The sequence below is a fragment of the Streptomyces sp. 63XJN7_1_ISO-PGPR-S23-121 genome, assembly GCF_056173025.1.
The window spans coordinates 3,178,335-3,194,642 of sequence record NZ_CM149653.1; the positions used below are offsets into that span (position 1 = coordinate 3,178,335).

Below are 16,308 nucleotides of genomic sequence, written 5' to 3' on the forward strand. Positions count from 1 at the left end.
TTCCCGATGCTTTACGCTGTTTTCATGTCCGCCGCCCCGCCGCCCCTACCCAGGCCCCAGGAGCCCGACGGTCCGCCCGAGTTGCTCCAGCTCGGTACGGGGGCCGACGAGGACGGACCCTGCCTGCGCGCCGACGCGGCCCGTAACCGGGCCCGGCTGCTGGAGGCCGCCGGGCGGCTGGTGGCCGAGCACGGCGCGGCCTGCCTCACCATGGAGGCGGTGGCCGCGGCGGCCTCGGTGGGCAAGGGCACGGTCTTCCGCCGCTTCGGCGACCGCACGGGCCTGCTGACGGCACTGCTCGACCACTCCGAGAAGAAGTTCCAGGCCGCCCTCCTCGGCGGGCCGCCGCCCCTGGGACCCGGCGCGCCGGCCGTGGAGCGGCTGGGGGCCTTCGGCTGCGCCATGCTGCGGCGCAGCGTCGACGAACTGGCCCTGCAACTGGCCGCCGAACCGAGCGCGGAACGCCGCTACACCGCCGCCCCGCGCCGCTTCCTGCGCGGCCACGTGGCCCTGCTGCTGCGCCAGGCCGTCCCGGACGCGGACAGCGAACTGCTCTCCCACACGCTGATGGCCTACCTGGACCCGGCCCTGATCCACCACCTCACCGAGCAGTGCGGGGTGCCGGTGTCCCGGCTGGAGGCGGGCTGGCTGGACCTGGTGACGAGGGTGACCCGCACCGAGCCGCCGCGCTGAACTCCCGGCCCGGACCGGGGTCGTCCCGTCCGGCCGGCGTCGTGGCCCCGTCCCTCACGGGCCGCGGATCTCGTCCGGTCCGGACCATCGTCCCCCGCCCGCGGGCGGTGCCGGGGGCTCTGCCAAGATGCCGTACGTCATGGTGCAGATACCGAAAACGCCCGCCCCCGCGTCCCTGGCACCGCGCTCCGTCCCCACGAGTGCCGATGTGGCCCGCCTGGCCGGCGTCTCGCGCGCGACCGTCTCCTATGTCCTCAACAACACCGGCGCCGTCCGGATCAGCGAAGCCACCCGCCGCCGCGTCCACGAGGCCGCCCGGGAGCTCGGCTACGTCCCCCACGCGGCCGCCCGGTCCCTGCGCGCCGGACACAGCCGCATGGTCCTGATGCCCGCACCGTCCTTCCCCGTCGGCCCGCTCTACAGCCGGTTCCTCACCGAACTCCAGTGGGCGCTCGGCCGGCTCGACTACACGGTCGTGCAATACGGCACCGCCGGGCCGCACGACGACGATTCGGCCCGCGCCTGGGCCGAACTGCGCCCGGTCGCCGTCCTGGTGCCCGGCTCGGGACTGGGGCCGCGCGGTGTGGAACTGCTCAAGCGCTCCGGCGCCCGCGCCGTCGTCACCCTCGCGCCGCAGGCAGTCGAGGGCGCGCACGCCCTGATCATGGACCACGAGGCCGTCGGCCACCGCGCCGGACGCCACCTCCACGACCGGGGACGCCGCCGGATCGGCGTCGTCGTCCCCGCGGAGACCGGCCTGGACGTCTTCTCGGCACCGCGCCTGCGCGGGGTGCGCCGCGCCGTCGAGGGCACCGGCACCACCGTCACCGAACTGCCGCTCGCCTACGACGAGGGGGACGCCGCCCGGCTGGCCGCCCGCTGGCCCGCCCTCGGCCTCGACGCGGTGTTCGCGTACAACGACGAGTACGCGATGCTGCTGATGCGGGCGCTGCAGGACGCGGGCCTGGACATCCCCCGGGACGCGGCCGTGGTCGGCGCCGACGACCTCATGCTCGGCCGCCTGCTCCGGCCCCGGCTCAGCACCGTCCACCTCGAACTGCCGTCCGGCCGCGACCTGGCCGCGCTGGTCGACCGCGCGGTCCACGACCCCGGCGCCGCGCCCGAGCTCCACACGGTGCTCGGCGCGAGGGTGGTGCACCGCGAGTCGAGCTGAGCCGCCCGCTCCCTACTGGCCGTCCTGCGCGGCCTGGCCGCCCTCCTGCTGGGCCTGCTGCTCGGCGACCGCCTTGCGGACCTCGTCCATGTCCAGGTTGCGGGCCTGCCCGATGACGTCCGTCAGCGCGGCCTCCGGCAGCGCACCCGGCTGAGCGAACACGGCCACCTGGTCCCGGACGATCATCAGCGTCGGGATCGACTGGATGCCGAAGGCCTGGGCCAGTTCGGGCTGCGCCTCGGTGTCCACCTTGCCGAACACCAGGTCCGGGTTCTCGTCGGCCGCCTTCTCGTAGACCGGGGCGAACTGCCGGCACGGCCCGCACCAGGACGCCCAGAAGTCGATCAGGACGAACTCGTTGTCCGTGACCATCTGGTCGAAGTTCTCCTTGGTGAGCTCCACGGTGCTGCTCATGACGTGATCCCTCTTCCTGGTGTCGGCGACGAGCCGTCCGCACAACGCGGCCGGTGGGGCGGCTATTCCGCGCACGTACCCATGTGGCCACGCCGCACACCAGCCACCAGACTGGCCCCATGACGGAAACGGAATCCATCGTGTACGACGTCGTGGTGATCGGCGCGGGCCCCGTGGGGGAGAACGTCGCCGACCGCACGCGGGCGGCGGGACTGTCCACCGCGATCGTGGAGAGCGAACTGGTCGGCGGCGAGTGCTCCTACTGGGCGTGCATGCCCAGCAAGGCCCTGCTGCGCCCGGTCATCGCCCGTGCGGACGCCCGCCGCACCCCGGGGCTGGACCGGGCGGCGCAGGCCCCCCTCGACGCCGCCGCGGTCCTCGCCCACCGCGACGACTACACCTCCCACTGGAAGGACGACGGCCAGGTCCGGTGGGTCGAGGGCATCGGCGCCGACCTGTACCGCGGACAGGGACGCCTCGCCGGACCCCGCACGGTGGAGGTGACCGGCCCCGACGGCACCCGCCGCACACTGACCGCCCGGCACGCCGTCGCCGTCTGCACCGGCACCCGCGCCGTCCTGCCGGACCTGCCGGGACTCGGCGACGTACGCCCCTGGACCAGCCGCGAGGCCACCAGCGCCCGCAGCGTGCCGGGACGGCTGATCGTGGTCGGCGGCGGAGTCGTCGCCGTCGAGATGGCCACGGCCTGGCAGGCCCTCGGCTCCCGGGTCACCCTCCTCGTCCGCGGCAAGGGCCTGCTGGCCCGCATGGAGCCGTTCGCCGGCGAACTGGTCGCCGAGGCGCTCGGCGAGGCCGGCGCCGACATCCGCACCGGGACCTCCGTCGAGTCCGTCACCCGCGAGAACGGAACCGTCGTCGCCGTCACGGGCACCGGCGACCGCATCGAGGCCGACGAGATCCTCTTCGCCACCGGCCGCGCCCCGCGCACCGACGACATCGGGCTGGAGACCGTCGGCCTCCGGCCCGGCTCCTGGCTCCCGGTCGACGACAGCCTCCGCGTCGAGGGCCACGACTGGCTGTACGCCGTCGGCGACGTCAACCACCGTGCGCTCCTCACCCACCAGGGCAAGTACCAGGCCCGGATCGCGGGTGCCGCGATCGCCGCCCGCGCCGCCGGCGTGGCGGTCCCGGAGTCCGACCCGTGGGGCGCGCACGCCGCGACCGCCGACCACGACGCGGTGCCCCAGGTGGTCTTCACGGACCCGGAGGCGGCGTCCGTCGGACTCTCCCTGGCCGAGGCGGAACAGGCCGGCCACCGCGTCCGCGCCGTCGACGTCGACCTGTCGACCGTGGCCGGCGCGAGCCTGTACCGCGACGGCTACACCGGCCGCGCCCGCATGGTCGTCGACCTGGAGGACGAGATCGTCCGCGGCGTCACCTTCGTCGGCCCCGGCGTCGGCGAGCTGCTTCACTCCGCGACGATCGCCGTCGCCGGGCAGGTGCCGGTCGGCCGGCTGTGGCACGCCGTACCGTCCTACCCGACGATCAGCGAGGTGTGGCTGCGCCTCCTGGAGGCCTACCGGGACAACTGACCGGTCCGGTAGCGGTGTTCGGGGCCGCCGGCGGGACGCGTCGGCCCCGAACGCGGCCAGGCCGCCCGCCGGGACCCCGGCACGGCGTCAGGGCAGGTCGAACCCCAGGGCCGCCGCGGCCCGCTCCGGCGTCGGCTGGGCCCACAGCTCCGCCATCGCCGTGCCGGACGCCAGGGACCGCGGCTCGGCCCGGTCCAGGTACAGGGTGCCGTCGAGGTGGTCCGTCTCGTGCTGCACGATCCGCGCCGGCCAGCCCGTGAACACCTCGTCCACCGCCCGCCCGTGCTCGTCCCGCGCGACCAGCCGCACCTCGGCGTGCCGGGCCACCACCGCCTGCCAGCCCGGCACGCTCAGGCAGCCCTCGTAGAACGCGGCCCGGCCGGTGCCGACGGGCTCGTACCGCGGATTGACGAGCACCCGGAACGGCTGCGGCACCCGCCCGCGCGCCACGCGCACCTCGTCCGGGACCGGCGCCGGATCCTCGATCACCGCGATGCCGAGTCCCACCCCGACCTGCGGCGCCGCCAGGCCGACCCCGGGCGCCGCGTGCATGGTGACGCGCAGCGCCGCCACGAACCGCGTCAGCAGCGCGGGCTCCAACTGCCCGTCGAAGGGCTCGGCGACCCGCCGCAGCACCGGATCACCGGCCGCCACGATCGGCAACGGACCGCCGGCGGCGAGCAGTTCCTCGACGCGTTCGGCGAGAGGCGCGTCCTGACTCGGGGCTCCCATCGCGCCAGCATGACACGGCGTACGGCGCCCACGCACCGGTGCCCGGCTCCCCAGGGGGAACCGGGCACCGCGGGCACCCCCGGCACGGGGCACCGCTCAGGCACGCTCCTCAGGCCTCCTGCGGGAAGTCACCGGCGAAGGCGGAGGCGATCCGCAGGTGGGTGTCCGCCTCCTCCTGGCGCCCCTGCCGTTCGAGCGTGCGGCCCAGCATCAGCCGCGCGTAGTGCTCCACCGGGTCGCGCTCGACGACGACCCGCAGCTCGGCCTCCGCGCGACGCAACTGGGCCGAGTGGTAGTAGGCGCGCGCCAGCAGCAGCCGCGGGCCCGTCTGCTCGGGCACCTCCTCGACCAGCCCGCCCAGCACGCGCGCGGCGGCGGCGTAGTCCTTGGCGTCGAAGAACATCCGCGCGCGCTCCCAGCGCTCCGCCGGCGTTCCGTGGTCGTAGTACGTCATGTCCACTCCTGCCTCCTTCGGACCGTGCAACCACACCCGTTGGTTGAAAATTCCACCATCCTCACCGTGGGGCGGAGGCATGCAGGGACCGGCGTGGAGCCCGTCCCTCCGGCGGGGTGACGGGGCCGTGGACGGACTGACGCGGCGGGCCGCGCGGGGCTAGGTTGGGCGGCATGAGCAATCTCGATCGCGAGGCGGTTCCCTCCGTGTGCGGCGGCCGCGGATTCGTGGTGGCGGAGCCCGTGCGAGAACTCCTCAGTCCCCGCCGGGTGATGCTCGGCGAGTCCACCGAGGTGCGCAGGCTGCTGCCCAACCTGGGCCGCCGCATGATCGGGGCCTGGTGCTTCGTCGACCACTACGGTCCCGACGACATCGCCGACGAGCCCGGCATGCAGGTTCCGCCGCATCCGCACATGGGCCTGCAGACGGTGAGCTGGCTCCACGAGGGCGAGGTCCTGCACCGCGACTCCACCGGCAGCCTGCGGACCATCCGCCCGCGTCAGCTGGGTCTGATGACGTCCGGCCGCGCGATCAGCCACTCCGAGGAGAGCCCGCGCCCGCACGCCCGCCACCTGCACGGCGCCCAGCTGTGGGTGGCCCTCCCGGACACCCACCGCCACACCGACCCGCACTTCGAGTTCCACGACGACCTGCCGCACGTCACGGCCCCCGGACTGACGGCCACGCTGCTCCTCGGCGACCTCGACGGCACGCCCTCGCCCGGGACGACGTACACCCCCCTCGTCGGCGCCGACCTGAGCCTCGCCCGGGGCGCGGACGTACGCCTCCCGCTGGAGCCGGACTTCGAGTACGCCGTGCTGTCCATGTCCGGCGAGGCCCACGTCGACGGCGTGCCCCTGGTGCCGGGCTCGATGCTCTACCTCGGCTGCGGCCGCCGGGAACTGCCGCTGCGGGCCGAGTCGGACGCGGGCCTGATGCTCCTGGGCGGCGAGCCGTTCGAGGAGGAGCTGATCATGTTCTGGAACTGGATCGGACGGTCGCAGGACGAGATCGAGCAGGCCCGCCGGGACTGGATGGAGGGGTCACGGTTCGGCGAGGTGAAGGGGTACGACGGTGCCCCGCTGCCCGCCCCTGCGCTGCCTTCGGTGCCGCTGAAGCCGCGGGGAAGGCTCCGCTGAACTGCGGGAATGGCTGACGGGCCGGGGGTGGCCGGTCGGCCGGCCGTCCTGCGCCGTCCTTCACAGGCTCCTCGCGGGCGCTGGTCGGCTGGGTGTGCTGCAAGCCCGATGCGCTGCGCCGTCCCCGTCGAGGGTGCATCCACCTGTGGGTGGCTGTGGCAGGACACTTGCTTACCCTTTGCTGACTCTACTGACGTGTCACCAGGTGTCGGCGGAGTTCATGGCTTACCTGTGCAGTGCTACAAGAGGTGTGACTGCTGTAGCGGTGAGGCTCGTGATGCTGCCTCCTGGAGGGGAGGTGCCGGCGGGGACCCTCGCCGCTCGGGCCCGTGTGCCGTCTCTGCGGATCGCGAACACGCGCTGCCCGGTGGGCGAAGGTTGGGCGTGTTGCGGCTGGTGGGCGTGCCTCCGCCGTTCAGTCCGTGCGGGAGGCGCGCTCGGCCGCGAACATCCAGCGCTGCTTCTCGAGTTCGGCGGTGATCGAGATCAGGAGGTCCTGGGTGACCGGGTCGGCCCCCTCGGTGGCGTCGATGCGCTCGCGCAGCCGTGTGGCGGCGGCCCCCAAGGTCTCGACCATCATCTCGACGGCGTCGTCGTCGCGTATCCAGCCGTCCTTCGGGCCGGGCAGCGCGAACGCCGAGGCGATCGTCTCCGGCCGGCCGTCCGGCGGGAGACCGAGCGTCGCGGCCCGTTCGGCTGCAGTGTCGGCGGCCTCCCGGATCACCGCCACCAGTTCGTCGAGCTGCAGGTGGACGGAGCGGAAGCGAGGCCCCACGATGTTCCAGTGCGCCTGCTTCCCGATCAGCGAGATCCCGAGGAGATCCACGAGGGTGCTCTGCAGCGCGCTCCCGGCGACCTGACGGGCCGCGTCGGGAATCGTGCTCTTCCTGACAGTCATACGGCGGTTCTCCTTGCGTAATCGGCTCCGGCGATACGGAGCAGTGCGACACGTTCCGGCGGCGGGGTGAGCGGTGGGCCCGCTCCCCGGGCATCGTCGTGGCGTGGGTTCGGGCGGCGTGGAGGGTGATGGCGGCCTGGGCGGCGTCGGTGTCGCGCAGGGCGTTGAGCAATCATCGATGCGGGCCTGGTGGTCCGATCCGGGGGAGTTCCCCGCGCCGGACAAGGTGGTCCTCAGGAGCTTGGCGAGTGAGTCCGGATTCCCTCGGTGAGGGCCCGTGGGCCCTCACCGGCGCGCCGGGTGGGGTGTGGTTGCCAGGACTGTCGCGGGGCGGGGCCTGCCGCCGTCACCAGGGGAGTGCGCCGGCGCGGTCGGTCACCGTGCCGGTGGGCGTGTCGGGTCCCAGGGTGGCGATACGCACCGCCGCCTCCGCGCCCTCCTCGACGCTCTGCCCGATGTGGCCGGTGAACTCGGTGGCGGTCTGGCCGGGGTCCACCGCGTTGAAGCGGACGTCGGGGATCGTCCTGGCGTACTGCATGGTCAGCATGGTGACCGCGCTCTTCGACGAGCCGTAGGCGGCGAGCGGATACTGCGACTCGACCCGCTCCGGGTCGTGGGTCAGCGTGAACGACCCGAGACCGCTGGTGATGTTGACGACGGACGGGGCGGCTGCCTTCCGCAGCAGGGGCAGGAACGCGTGCGTGACGCGTACCAGGCCGAAGACGTTGGTTTCGTAGACGTGGCGGATCTGGTCGGCCGTCATGTCCTCGGGTGCGGTCACTTCGCCGAGGATCCCGGCGTTGTTGACGAGAATGTCCAGGTGGCCGGCCCGCGCGACCAGCGTCTCGACCGCCGCGCCGACCGACGCGTCGTCGGTCACGTCCAGCTGGACGAAGCCGGCGCCGAGTCGGTCGGCGGCCTTGCGTCCGTTCCCGGCGTCCCGGGCTCCGATCCAGACCGTCTGGCCCGCCTGGACGAGTCGGCGCGCGATCTCGTGGCCGAGGCCCCTGTTGCCGCCGGTGATCAATGTGGTGGTCACGTCGTGTCTCTCCTGTGCGTGTCGTCGGAGCGGGTGCTCCCGGAAAGCGGTTACCGGGAGCACCCGCGGGATTGGTTCGCGGCGGTGCGTCCCGTCGGCGTCGACGCCGACGTCGGCGGGCGTCCTGCTCTAGTGGGCGGGGCGGAACGGGCGCAGCAGGCGGATGCCGTCCTCGATGGATCCGTCGATCAGTTCGAGCATGTGCGGGACGAGTTCCCGCATCCGGGGCGCGGCGAGGTGTGCGTCGAGGTGGGAGCGTGTCTCCCAGCGTTCGTAGATGACGAACTCGCCGGGTCGGCCCTCGACTTCGTGGGCCTCGTAGTCGATGTTGCCGGGGTCGTTGCGCGAGGGGGTGACGGCGGCGGTGATGAACGCCTTGAGGTCGGCCTCCCTGCCCGCCTTCGCCTTCGCGTCCCAGACGACGGTCACGTAGCCGGTGGGTGTTGCGGTCATGGTGATTCCTTTTCTGTTCCGTGCTGCCGGGCTGTGCGTCGGTACCGGGCCGATGTCAGCTCTCGATGAAGTCGAGGAGGTCGGCGTTGACGGTGTCGGCGTTCACGGTGCACATGCCGTGCGACAGCCCCGGGTAGACCTTCAGGCGCGCGTTCTTGACCAACGTGATCGCCATCTCGGCGGAGTTGGCGATCGGGACGATCTGGTCGTCGTCGCCGTGCATGATGAGCGTGGGCACGTCGATCGCCCGGAGGTCGTCGGTGAAGTCGGTCTCCGAGAACGCCTTGATCCCCTCGTAATGCGCCTGCGCGCCACCGGTCATCCCCTGACGCCACCAGTTCCAGACGACACCCTGGGACACGTCCGCGCCCGGGCGGTTGAACCCGTAGAACGGCCCGGAGGCGATGTCGAGGTAGAACTGGGAGCGGTTGGTGGCCACGGCCTCGCGGAAGCCGTCGAAGACCTCGACCGGCAGCCCTCCCGGGTTCGATCCGGTCTGGACCATGAGCGGCGGGACCGCTCCGATGAGGACGGCCTTGGCGACCCGACCGGCACCGTGCCTGGCAACGTACCGGGCGACCTCTCCACCACCGGTGGAGTGGCCGACGTGGACGACGTCGCGCAGGCCGAGGTGCGCCACCACAGCGGCGGCGTCCGCCGCGTAGTGGTCCATGTCGTGCCCGTGGCCGACCTGGGCGGAGCGCCCGTGCCCTCGGCGGTCGTGGGCGATGACACGGTAGCCCCGCTGGACGAGGAACAGCAGCTGGGCGTCCCAGTCGTCCGAGCTCAACGGCCAGCCGTGGTGGAACATGACCGGTCGGCCCGAGCCCCAGTCCTTGTAGAAGATTTCGGTTCCGTCGCTGGCGGTGACGAACGGCATGGTCTGCTCCTCGTGGTCTCGCCCGGGTACCGGGCGGATTCGATGTCTCCACGAGAATGGCTCGGCCACCGTGCCGACAGCCTCCGTCAGCTGACTGACATCCGGCCGACGGCTCGCTTACGTCAGTACCGGGGCAGTGCCGAGACCCGACCGGCAGCTCTCACGGCCCGGTGGCCGGAAGCTCGGGAGGCAGCGCCTCCAGTGCGTCGCGGAGCCCGGCCCGCGACGTGATCCCCAGCTTCGGGAACACATGGTAGAGATGCGACGACACGGTCCGCGGCGAAAGGAACAGACGCGACGCGATCTGCGGGTTCGACAGTCCCGTCGCCGCCAGCCTGGCGACCTCCAGCTCCTGCGGGGTGAGGGCCTCACCGGCCTTGCCCCGGCCGGTCCGCGTCATCCCGGTGGCGCGGAGCTCCGCCGCGGCCCGGGCCTCCCACGAACGGGCCCCGAGCTCCTCGAAGCGGCCGCGGGCGGCGGTCAGCTGCACCCGGGCCTCGCGGTTGAGCCCCTGCCGGCGCAGCCTCTCGCCGTACGCCAGATGAGCACGGCCGACCTCGAAGGGCCACTGCTCGACGCCCGGCAGCCCGAGCGCCTCCTCGAAGCACCGGACCATGTCCTCGGCAGCCGATGTCATCGCCGTGACCGTGGCCGAGCTCAGCGCGAACCGCGACGAGAGATGACCGACACCGGCGTCGCGCAGCGCGTCCGCGTGCCGTCGCGCCTCCGCGTGCCGCCCGGAGCCCACGGCGGCCTCGACGAGGTCCGGCGCCGACCACACGGCCTCGGGGTTGAACGGCGGCAGCACACCCGGGGCGCAGATCGCCGTGGTGTGCCGGAACGCCGTCTCGAAGTCGGCGGCGCCGAGGGCCGCCCGGGCCGCCGCCTGGTGGGCGCAGTTCTCCAGCCGCCGCAGTCCCCTGGGCCCCGACCACCCCCAGACGGCCTCGCAGTGGCGGCGGCACGCGTCGAGGTCGCCGCGCTGGGCCGCGGCCATTGCAGCGACGTAGTGCCCCACCTGGGCGAACAAGTGGTATCCCGTCTCCTCGGACAGTGCGATGAGCTCGTCCGCGGCGCCGGCCGAGGACTGCCATCGTCCGGTGTACAGGTCGTCCAGGGCGACGAACATCAGGGCCGGCATGCTCGACCCCACCGCGCCGCCGTCGCGTATGACCCGGGACACGGCCTCGCGACAGCCCGGAAGCCGGTCGAGGTAGGAGGCGGTCAGGGCGGTGCGGATGACCACGTCGGCGTCACTCTGGTCCCTCAGCCGCGCGATCTCCTCGTCCAGGCGGCGCAGCATGCCGTCGGTGACGGAGCCGAGGTCGTGGTGGACGCGCCCCAGCGACGCCGCGGCGGCGGGCGCCGCCTCGGGGAACCGGGCGAGCACGTCGACCAGAGGCTGCCAGTGCTCGGGCCGGCCCGAGTACTGGCTGGCGAGGGTGAGGGTGAACAGCGCGGTCTCCAGCTCCTCACGCGGCGGTCCGGGCATCACCGGGGCCTGCCCGACCGCCTCCATCAGGAGTGCATGGGCCGTATCGGCGTCGCCTTCCGTGACGAGCACGAGGAAGCCGGCCGTCGCGGCCGCCGAGAGCGGCCGGGCCGCCGGATCGCCCTTGACCTCACGCATGATCTCGTGACTGACCTCCAGATGACCCGCGACCCAGGCAGCGGCGTAGGCGGCCTGCGACAGACGGCGCCTGCGGTCCGCTCGGTCGGGACTCAGCTCGGCCGCGCGCCGCAGCCTCGCGATCGCGCCGTCGGCGTCACCGCGCCGCAGGCTGCTCCGGGCCGCCGACTCCACGACGGCGGCGACCGCCTCGTCGGGCGCCGTCGTGGCTCTCGCGAGGTGATCACCGCGCCGCTCGGGCTGGTCGGCCAGCGCGTCGGCCAGCCGGCGGTGGGCGCTGCGCCGCTGCTCGCCGGTGGAACCGTCGACCACCGCTGACCTGACCAGCGGATGCCTGAAGCGCACCGCGCGGCCGTTCTCCGCGACCATGACCAGGTGGTCACGCTCCGCGGGAGCGAGTTCCTCAAGGCTGCCCGGCCCGCCGGCCGCCTCGAGAATGCCGATGTCGCCGGAGCCCTCAAGAGCCGCGAGCAGCAGTACCTCGCGCGTTCCCCGCGGCAGTCGTCCGACGCGGGCACCGTACAGAGCGCGGACATCCCGCCCCGGACCGCTTGCCCACCCCGCCCCTTGGCCGTGTTGGTCGCCGGACACCCCGGTGGACCCGGCGAACTCGAGCAGCGCCAGGGGATTTCCCTGCGCCTCGTGCGCCACGGTCGAAAGAATCCGGCGGGGGAGGTGGGCGAAGCGCCGGGACAGCAGCCGCAGGGCGTCCGCGTCACCCAGCGGCGCGACCTCGAGCTCCGGCAGACCGGTGGACCGGAAGGATTCGCCGGACTCCGCCCGCTGCGCTCCGAGCAGCCCGATGCGGCGGCCCCCCAGCCTTCTGGCGACGAAACCCACCGCAGCCCGGCTCGCCTGGTCGACGACATGAAGGTCATCGACCACGAGGAGCAACGGCCGCTCCTTCGCGGCCTCGTCGAACAGGGCCAGTGCCGCGTTCAGGACGGCGATCCGGCTCGAGGCGGGACCGGCGCTGAGACCCAGGGCGACCTCGAGGGCCTCCCGCATGGAACGCGGCAGACGACCGAGCTCGTCCGGCAGCGAGCCGACGAGCTGATGGAGCCCCGCGAAGCTGATGTCCGTCTCGTACTCGACACCACTCCCGCGGACGACCCGCACTCCCTTCGCCACCGCCAGCTCGGCGGTCGCGTCCAGGAGCGCCGTCTTCCCCACACCCGGATCACCGGTGAGCAGCAGGACAGCTCCGTCCGTCCCGGCCATGTCCAGGAACGCCGCAAGCTCGGCGAGCTCGCCCTCCCGACCGACCAGCCCGGTCGGGCCGACGCCCATGCCTGTCCCTGACTTCGCCCACATCCGCCGTGTCCCTCGCTCTGCCTCGCGAGGCGGTCGAACCACCAGCCACGCACTTGACCAGCGATTATCACATCCACCGGCAAACGGAGTGTGAAGCCATATGCTTTGCCGACACCCGCGGCAAGCCTCGGTATCGAGGTGGGTACAAGGCCTCAGGTTGCTTGCCTGGCCAGCCTGCGCAGGGCGCGCACGGCAGGTGATCCGGGGTCGGCCGTCATCAGGACCACCTCCTGGTCGTCCTCGGGCACGAGCAGGACGTCGCAGTTCAACCGCAGCGCGCCGGCCTCCGGATGGTCCAGGGTCTTGGTGCGGTGCCCGGGAGCGTGGACCGGATGTGTCTGCCAGATCTGCCGGAACTCCTCACTGCCGTCGTGCAGGTCGGCCAGCAGGTCGGCCAGCTGCGGGTCGTGCGGGTAGCGGTCGGCGGCCCGGCGCAGCCGCGCCACCACGATGTGCCCGAACTCCTCGGCGCTGGAGCTCTCGTACATCCGCCCCTGGCCCAGGAAGCGGCGGCGGGCCAGGTTCGTCGTCCCGTCTCCGAGGTCGCAGCCGAGCAGTGCCTGGGCCAGGGGGTTCCAGGCGACGACGTGGTACGCCGCGTCAGTGACGATGGCACCGGTCTCCGGCAGCCGGTCCAGCATCCGGGCCACGTGCGGGCGCACCCGCCGCACGGCGCTGGTGCCGGGCGGCGCGCTCGAACCCGCCAGGCGGAACAGGTGGCTGCGCTCGGCCGGCGTGAGCCGCAGCGCGCGGGCCAGTGCGTCCAGGATCCGGGCCGACGGCCGCGGTCCCCGGGCCTGCTCCAGCCGCGTGTAGTAGTCGACCGACATGTGGGCGAGCTCCGCCACCTCTTCGCGGCGCAGGCCCGGTGTGCGGCGGGCGGTGCCCGTCTCCGTCAGGCCGATCTCGTGCGGACGCAGGGCCGCCCGGCGGTTCCGCAGGTACTGGGCCAGCTCCTGCCGTGCCATACCGCCTCCTGTCTCCCCCCGCTGCCTGGTACAGACTGTCCCTGGCCGGGCGCGTGCGACCAGGGAAACGTGGTTGCCATGAACGAACGCACAGCTCTGGTCACCGGTGCCAACAAGGGCATCGGCAAGCATATTGCCCGGCTGCTCGCCGCCGAGGGCCTCACCGTGTACGTGGGCTCCCGCGACCCCGGGCGCGGGCAGCGGGCCGTCGAGGAGATCGGCGCCGGGGCCCGCCTGCTGGTCCTCGACGTGAGTGATCCCGACGGCATCGCACAGGCCGCGGCTCAGGTGGACCGCTTGGACGTGCTGGTCAACAATGCCGGCATCTCGCTGTCACTTGACCCGCCGGCCGGCACCGGCGTCGAGGAGTTCCGGCGCACGTACGAGACCAATGTGTTCGGGGTAGTGGCGGTGACCAATGCCTTCCTGCCCGCCCTGCGCCGGTCGCCGCGCCCGCGCATCGTCAACGTCTCCAGTGGCACCGCGTCGCTGACCTGGAGCACGAACCCCAACCCACAGTTCACCCCGGGAAGCGGCGGCGCCGCCGCCTACCGGTCGTCCAAGGCCGCCCTCAACGCCCTCACCGTCTTGTACGCCCAGACGCTGGCCCACGACGGCTTCAAGGTCAACGCGCTCGCTCCTGGCCTGCGGGCCACTGATCTCACTCCGGGGGCCGCCGCTGCCGGCGGCGACCCGGCCGAGGCCGCCCAAGGTGCCCTCCGTCTGGCCCTGCTGCCGGACGACGGCCCCACCGGTGGCTTCTTCTCCTGGGACGGAACCCTCGTGCCCTGGTGACGAGTCATGGGAGGCGTCGGGGACGGGTGACCCAGCGGTGGGTGACCCGTGCCCGGCGAATCAGGCTGCGGAGGACCTGCTGTTTGGGTCCGAGCCGGCCGTAGGCGTACCGGGCGCACGGCACGGGCGCCGTCGTACGCCGTGCCGGCCAGGTTCCCGCGGCGGCGAGGGTTCCCTCACAGAACTGGCACCGCGACGCCTTCCTCGCCCCTCCCGCGCTCCGGGCTCGCCCCGAGCGCCGTCAGCGTCACCCCGGCCGCCACCGCCATCGCCGCCACCAGCCCCGCCGCGAGCACCGCCCAGTGACCCAGGAACGTACAGACGACCACCAGCAGCGCCGTGGCCGGCAGCACCGACTGCTGGGCGATCCCCACCTTGTAGAAGCGCGAGTGCAGCGCCCACACCGTGAGCAGGAACAGCGCTGTCGGCAGCGTCACCGCCGCCGACGCCGACAGCGCCGAAAGGTGCGTCTTGCCCACCGCCTGCTCCACCGCCACCTCCATGCCGGCCCCGATCGCGGCACCCGAGACGAAGATCAGGTAATGGCCGTAGCCCCAGAGGAAGGACTGCCGGTTGGACCGGAGGTGCCCGTGGATGGGGACCGCGAAGTACACCCACCAGGCGGCGAAGATGATCAGCAGTCCGCCGGCGGCGATGGGCAGCAACTCACCCAGGGCCTCGTGCTCGTCGATCCCCGACTTCACGGCGACGGTGGCCGCCGCGACGGTCTCGCCGAGCACGATGAGCGTGAGCAGCCCGTACCGTTCGGCGATGTGGTGGGGGTGCCACGGCGTGGGGTGGGCCCGCTCCGCATACAGCGGTACGGCCATCTCCAGCAGCGTCATCACCAGGAAGAGCCACGGGCGGCCGGCCTCCGGCAGGGCCAGTAGTCCCAGCCAGCCGATCTGGCACAGCCCGATGGCGTACCGCAGCGCCATCGTCCGCTCGGGGCCCTGACTCGACCGCGCCACGCGCAGCCACTGCGCCGTCATGGCGAGCCGCATGATCACATAGCCCAGGATGACGACCAGGTACGCGTGTTCCTCGGACGCCTGGGAGACGCCCGCGGTCAGGACGAGCACGCCGGCTATCTGGACCAGCGTGACGATCCGGTACAGCACGTCGTCGTTGTCGTAAGCCGAGGCGAACCACGTGAAGTTCATCCACGCCCACCAGATGGCGAAGAAGATCATCAAGTAGTTGAGGATCCCCTCGCCCGTGTGCCCCTCGACCATGGCGTGCACCAACTGGGCGCATGCCTGGGCTATGGCCACGATGAAGCACAGGTCGAAGAAGAGCTCCAGTGAGGAGACGCCGCGGTGGCTCTCGTCGCGGCCTCGCGCCATGAGCCTGCGCAGTGGTCTGTGGTGTGCGGGCGCCGCGGAGCACGCCGGCGGCGGAGCCGGGCTGCTTGTCATCTGGTGAGCCAAGCTCCGAAATGCCGCTGCAGTCGGGGATTGATCTGCCAGACCATCGCTGCTGCCGCCGCCGGGACGAGTACAGCCAGTCGCACCGGCAGGTACAGATCCTCCAGAACAGGGTTCGTGGCCAGGCCCAGCAGGACGATGGTGGGGTAGATACCGCACACGGTGAGGAGCCACAGCTTCCAACGCCGGACGGCGGCCGGAACGGTGGGGTCGAGCCGGGGTTCGGCGTTCGCGAACGCGTTCCGGCTCTGCTCCCGGAGCGTGTGCCGGAGGTCTGTCACTGCCGGTGGGCTCGGCAGTCCAGGATCGTCGGCACCATAGGCATGGGAAACAAGTCTCTCGTTCATGGACCACTCCAAATCGAAATGCTGCGTGTCGTTGTGATTCCATCGGTTCCTGCTCGACCGAGGCGATGTTGGCGCTGCGTGATGGGCTGCCCGCGCAACAGCGGCAGCAGTTGCCGGGTGAGCAGCACAGGGCTCAGATGGTTTCGCTGGGTCTCGGCCGGAGCGGACAGGTCGGCGATGTATTGCTCGGCCCCGAAACGCTGCGCGATCGGCACCGGTCGCTGCGGGGCACGACCGTGCAGAAGTAACTGGTGCACGGCTTCCGCAAGCTCCTCAGCCAGAGCGAGACCAAGACCGTTCGTCGCTCCGGTGATCAGAATCGACGCCTGGTGCAACCTTCCCGCGCAGAGGTCAAGGCCGACGGCCCGGCGCCCAGGTGGGCGCCGGGCCAGGTCATG

The 16,308-nt window shown here is 72.4% G+C and carries 17 protein-coding genes; 5 read left to right on the plus strand and 12 right to left on the minus strand.

What is annotated here, in order from left to right; genetic code table 11:
- Positions 1-24 precede the first annotated feature (24 nt).
- Both AC0VYN_RS13725 and AC0VYN_RS13730 read left to right on the plus strand, forming a co-directional pair.
- The gene (locus AC0VYN_RS13725; protein WP_475536218.1) at positions 25-693 is read left to right on the plus strand and encodes a TetR/AcrR family transcriptional regulator; all 669 of its coding nucleotides are present in this window, start codon (positions 25-27) and stop codon (positions 691-693) included.
- A 139-nt stretch (positions 694-832) separates the two neighbouring features.
- On the plus strand, positions 833-1,867 hold the full coding sequence (locus tag AC0VYN_RS13730; RefSeq protein ID WP_475536219.1) for a LacI family DNA-binding transcriptional regulator: 1,035 nt from the start codon (positions 833-835) through the stop codon (positions 1,865-1,867).
- Between the two features lie 12 nt (positions 1,868-1,879).
- Here AC0VYN_RS13730 and trxA read toward each other — a convergent pair whose 3' ends face one another.
- Positions 1,880-2,281, minus strand: coding sequence for a thioredoxin (gene trxA / locus AC0VYN_RS13735; RefSeq protein WP_385467804.1), 402 nt, complete (start codon positions 2,279-2,281; stop codon positions 1,880-1,882).
- A 119-nt stretch (positions 2,282-2,400) separates the two neighbouring features.
- On the opposite strand from trxA, the gene AC0VYN_RS13740 reads away from it, so the two are divergent.
- Positions 2,401-3,834 (plus strand): dihydrolipoyl dehydrogenase family protein, encoded by a 1,434-nt coding sequence (locus tag AC0VYN_RS13740; RefSeq protein WP_475536220.1) that lies wholly within the window; start codon positions 2,401-2,403, stop codon positions 3,832-3,834.
- Positions 3,835-3,921: 87 nt separating this feature from the next.
- On the opposite strand, the gene AC0VYN_RS13745 is transcribed toward AC0VYN_RS13740, so the two are convergent.
- Both AC0VYN_RS13745 and AC0VYN_RS13750 read right to left on the minus strand, forming a co-directional pair.
- Positions 3,922-4,566: a peptide deformylase gene (locus AC0VYN_RS13745; RefSeq protein ID WP_475536221.1), complete on the minus strand. Its 645-nt coding sequence runs from the start codon at positions 4,564-4,566 to the stop codon at positions 3,922-3,924.
- A 109-nt stretch (positions 4,567-4,675) separates the two neighbouring features.
- Complete coding sequence (locus AC0VYN_RS13750; RefSeq protein WP_475536222.1) at positions 4,676-5,026, minus strand: tetratricopeptide repeat protein; 351 nt, start codon at positions 5,024-5,026, stop codon at positions 4,676-4,678.
- Positions 5,027-5,193: 167 nt separating this feature from the next.
- On the opposite strand from AC0VYN_RS13750, the gene AC0VYN_RS13755 reads away from it, so the two are divergent.
- A complete protein-coding gene (locus AC0VYN_RS13755; protein WP_475536223.1) occupies positions 5,194-6,159 on the plus strand; it encodes a pirin family protein in 966 nt (321 codons plus the stop codon).
- 415 nt (positions 6,160-6,574) lie between these two features.
- On the opposite strand, the gene AC0VYN_RS13760 is transcribed toward AC0VYN_RS13755, so the two are convergent.
- The 6 genes from AC0VYN_RS13760 to AC0VYN_RS13785 form a co-directional block, all read right to left on the minus strand.
- A complete protein-coding gene (locus AC0VYN_RS13760) occupies positions 6,575-7,057 on the minus strand; it encodes a Dps family protein (RefSeq protein WP_475536224.1) in 483 nt (160 codons plus the stop codon).
- 346 nt (positions 7,058-7,403) lie between these two features.
- The gene (locus AC0VYN_RS13765; protein WP_475536225.1) at positions 7,404-8,096 is read right to left on the minus strand and encodes an SDR family NAD(P)-dependent oxidoreductase; all 693 of its coding nucleotides are present in this window, start codon (positions 8,094-8,096) and stop codon (positions 7,404-7,406) included.
- Positions 8,097-8,225: 129 nt separating this feature from the next.
- Positions 8,226-8,549 carry a putative quinol monooxygenase gene (locus AC0VYN_RS13770; RefSeq protein WP_475536226.1) on the minus strand — a complete coding sequence of 108 codons (324 nt, stop codon included), beginning with the start codon at positions 8,547-8,549 and terminating at the stop codon, positions 8,226-8,228.
- Positions 8,550-8,604: 55 nt separating this feature from the next.
- Positions 8,605-9,429, minus strand: a complete 825-nt coding sequence (locus tag AC0VYN_RS13775; protein WP_475536227.1) for an alpha/beta fold hydrolase — start codon at positions 9,427-9,429, stop codon at positions 8,605-8,607.
- A gap of 160 nt (positions 9,430-9,589) precedes the next feature.
- Positions 9,590-12,349 carry an ATP-binding protein gene (locus AC0VYN_RS13780; protein WP_475536228.1) on the minus strand — a complete coding sequence of 920 codons (2,760 nt, stop codon included), beginning with the start codon at positions 12,347-12,349 and terminating at the stop codon, positions 9,590-9,592.
- A 176-nt stretch (positions 12,350-12,525) separates the two neighbouring features.
- Positions 12,526-13,341 carry a helix-turn-helix transcriptional regulator gene (locus tag AC0VYN_RS13785; RefSeq protein ID WP_475536229.1) on the minus strand — a complete coding sequence of 272 codons (816 nt, stop codon included), beginning with the start codon at positions 13,339-13,341 and terminating at the stop codon, positions 12,526-12,528.
- 78 nt (positions 13,342-13,419) lie between these two features.
- Between AC0VYN_RS13785 and AC0VYN_RS13790 the strand changes: the two genes are divergently transcribed.
- A complete protein-coding gene (locus AC0VYN_RS13790) occupies positions 13,420-14,136 on the plus strand; it encodes an SDR family oxidoreductase (protein WP_475536230.1) in 717 nt (238 codons plus the stop codon).
- A gap of 176 nt (positions 14,137-14,312) precedes the next feature.
- On the opposite strand, the gene AC0VYN_RS13795 is transcribed toward AC0VYN_RS13790, so the two are convergent.
- Genes AC0VYN_RS13795 through AC0VYN_RS13805 form a run of 3 tightly spaced genes read right to left on the minus strand, consistent with a single transcriptional unit; the run spans position 14,313 to position 16,245 of the window.
- On the minus strand, positions 14,313-15,554 hold the full coding sequence (locus tag AC0VYN_RS13795; protein WP_475536231.1) for a low temperature requirement protein A: 1,242 nt from the start codon (positions 15,552-15,554) through the stop codon (positions 14,313-14,315).
- Positions 15,551-15,910, minus strand: coding sequence for a putative antibiotic biosynthesis monooxygenase (locus AC0VYN_RS13800; RefSeq protein ID WP_475536232.1), 360 nt, complete (start codon positions 15,908-15,910; stop codon positions 15,551-15,553). Before AC0VYN_RS13800 ends, AC0VYN_RS13795 begins: the two co-directional genes overlap by 4 nt.
- A complete protein-coding gene (locus AC0VYN_RS13805; protein ID WP_475536233.1) occupies positions 15,907-16,245 on the minus strand; it encodes a hypothetical protein in 339 nt (112 codons plus the stop codon). Before AC0VYN_RS13805 ends, AC0VYN_RS13800 begins: the two co-directional genes overlap by 4 nt.
- Positions 16,246-16,308: the final 63 nt, after the last annotated feature.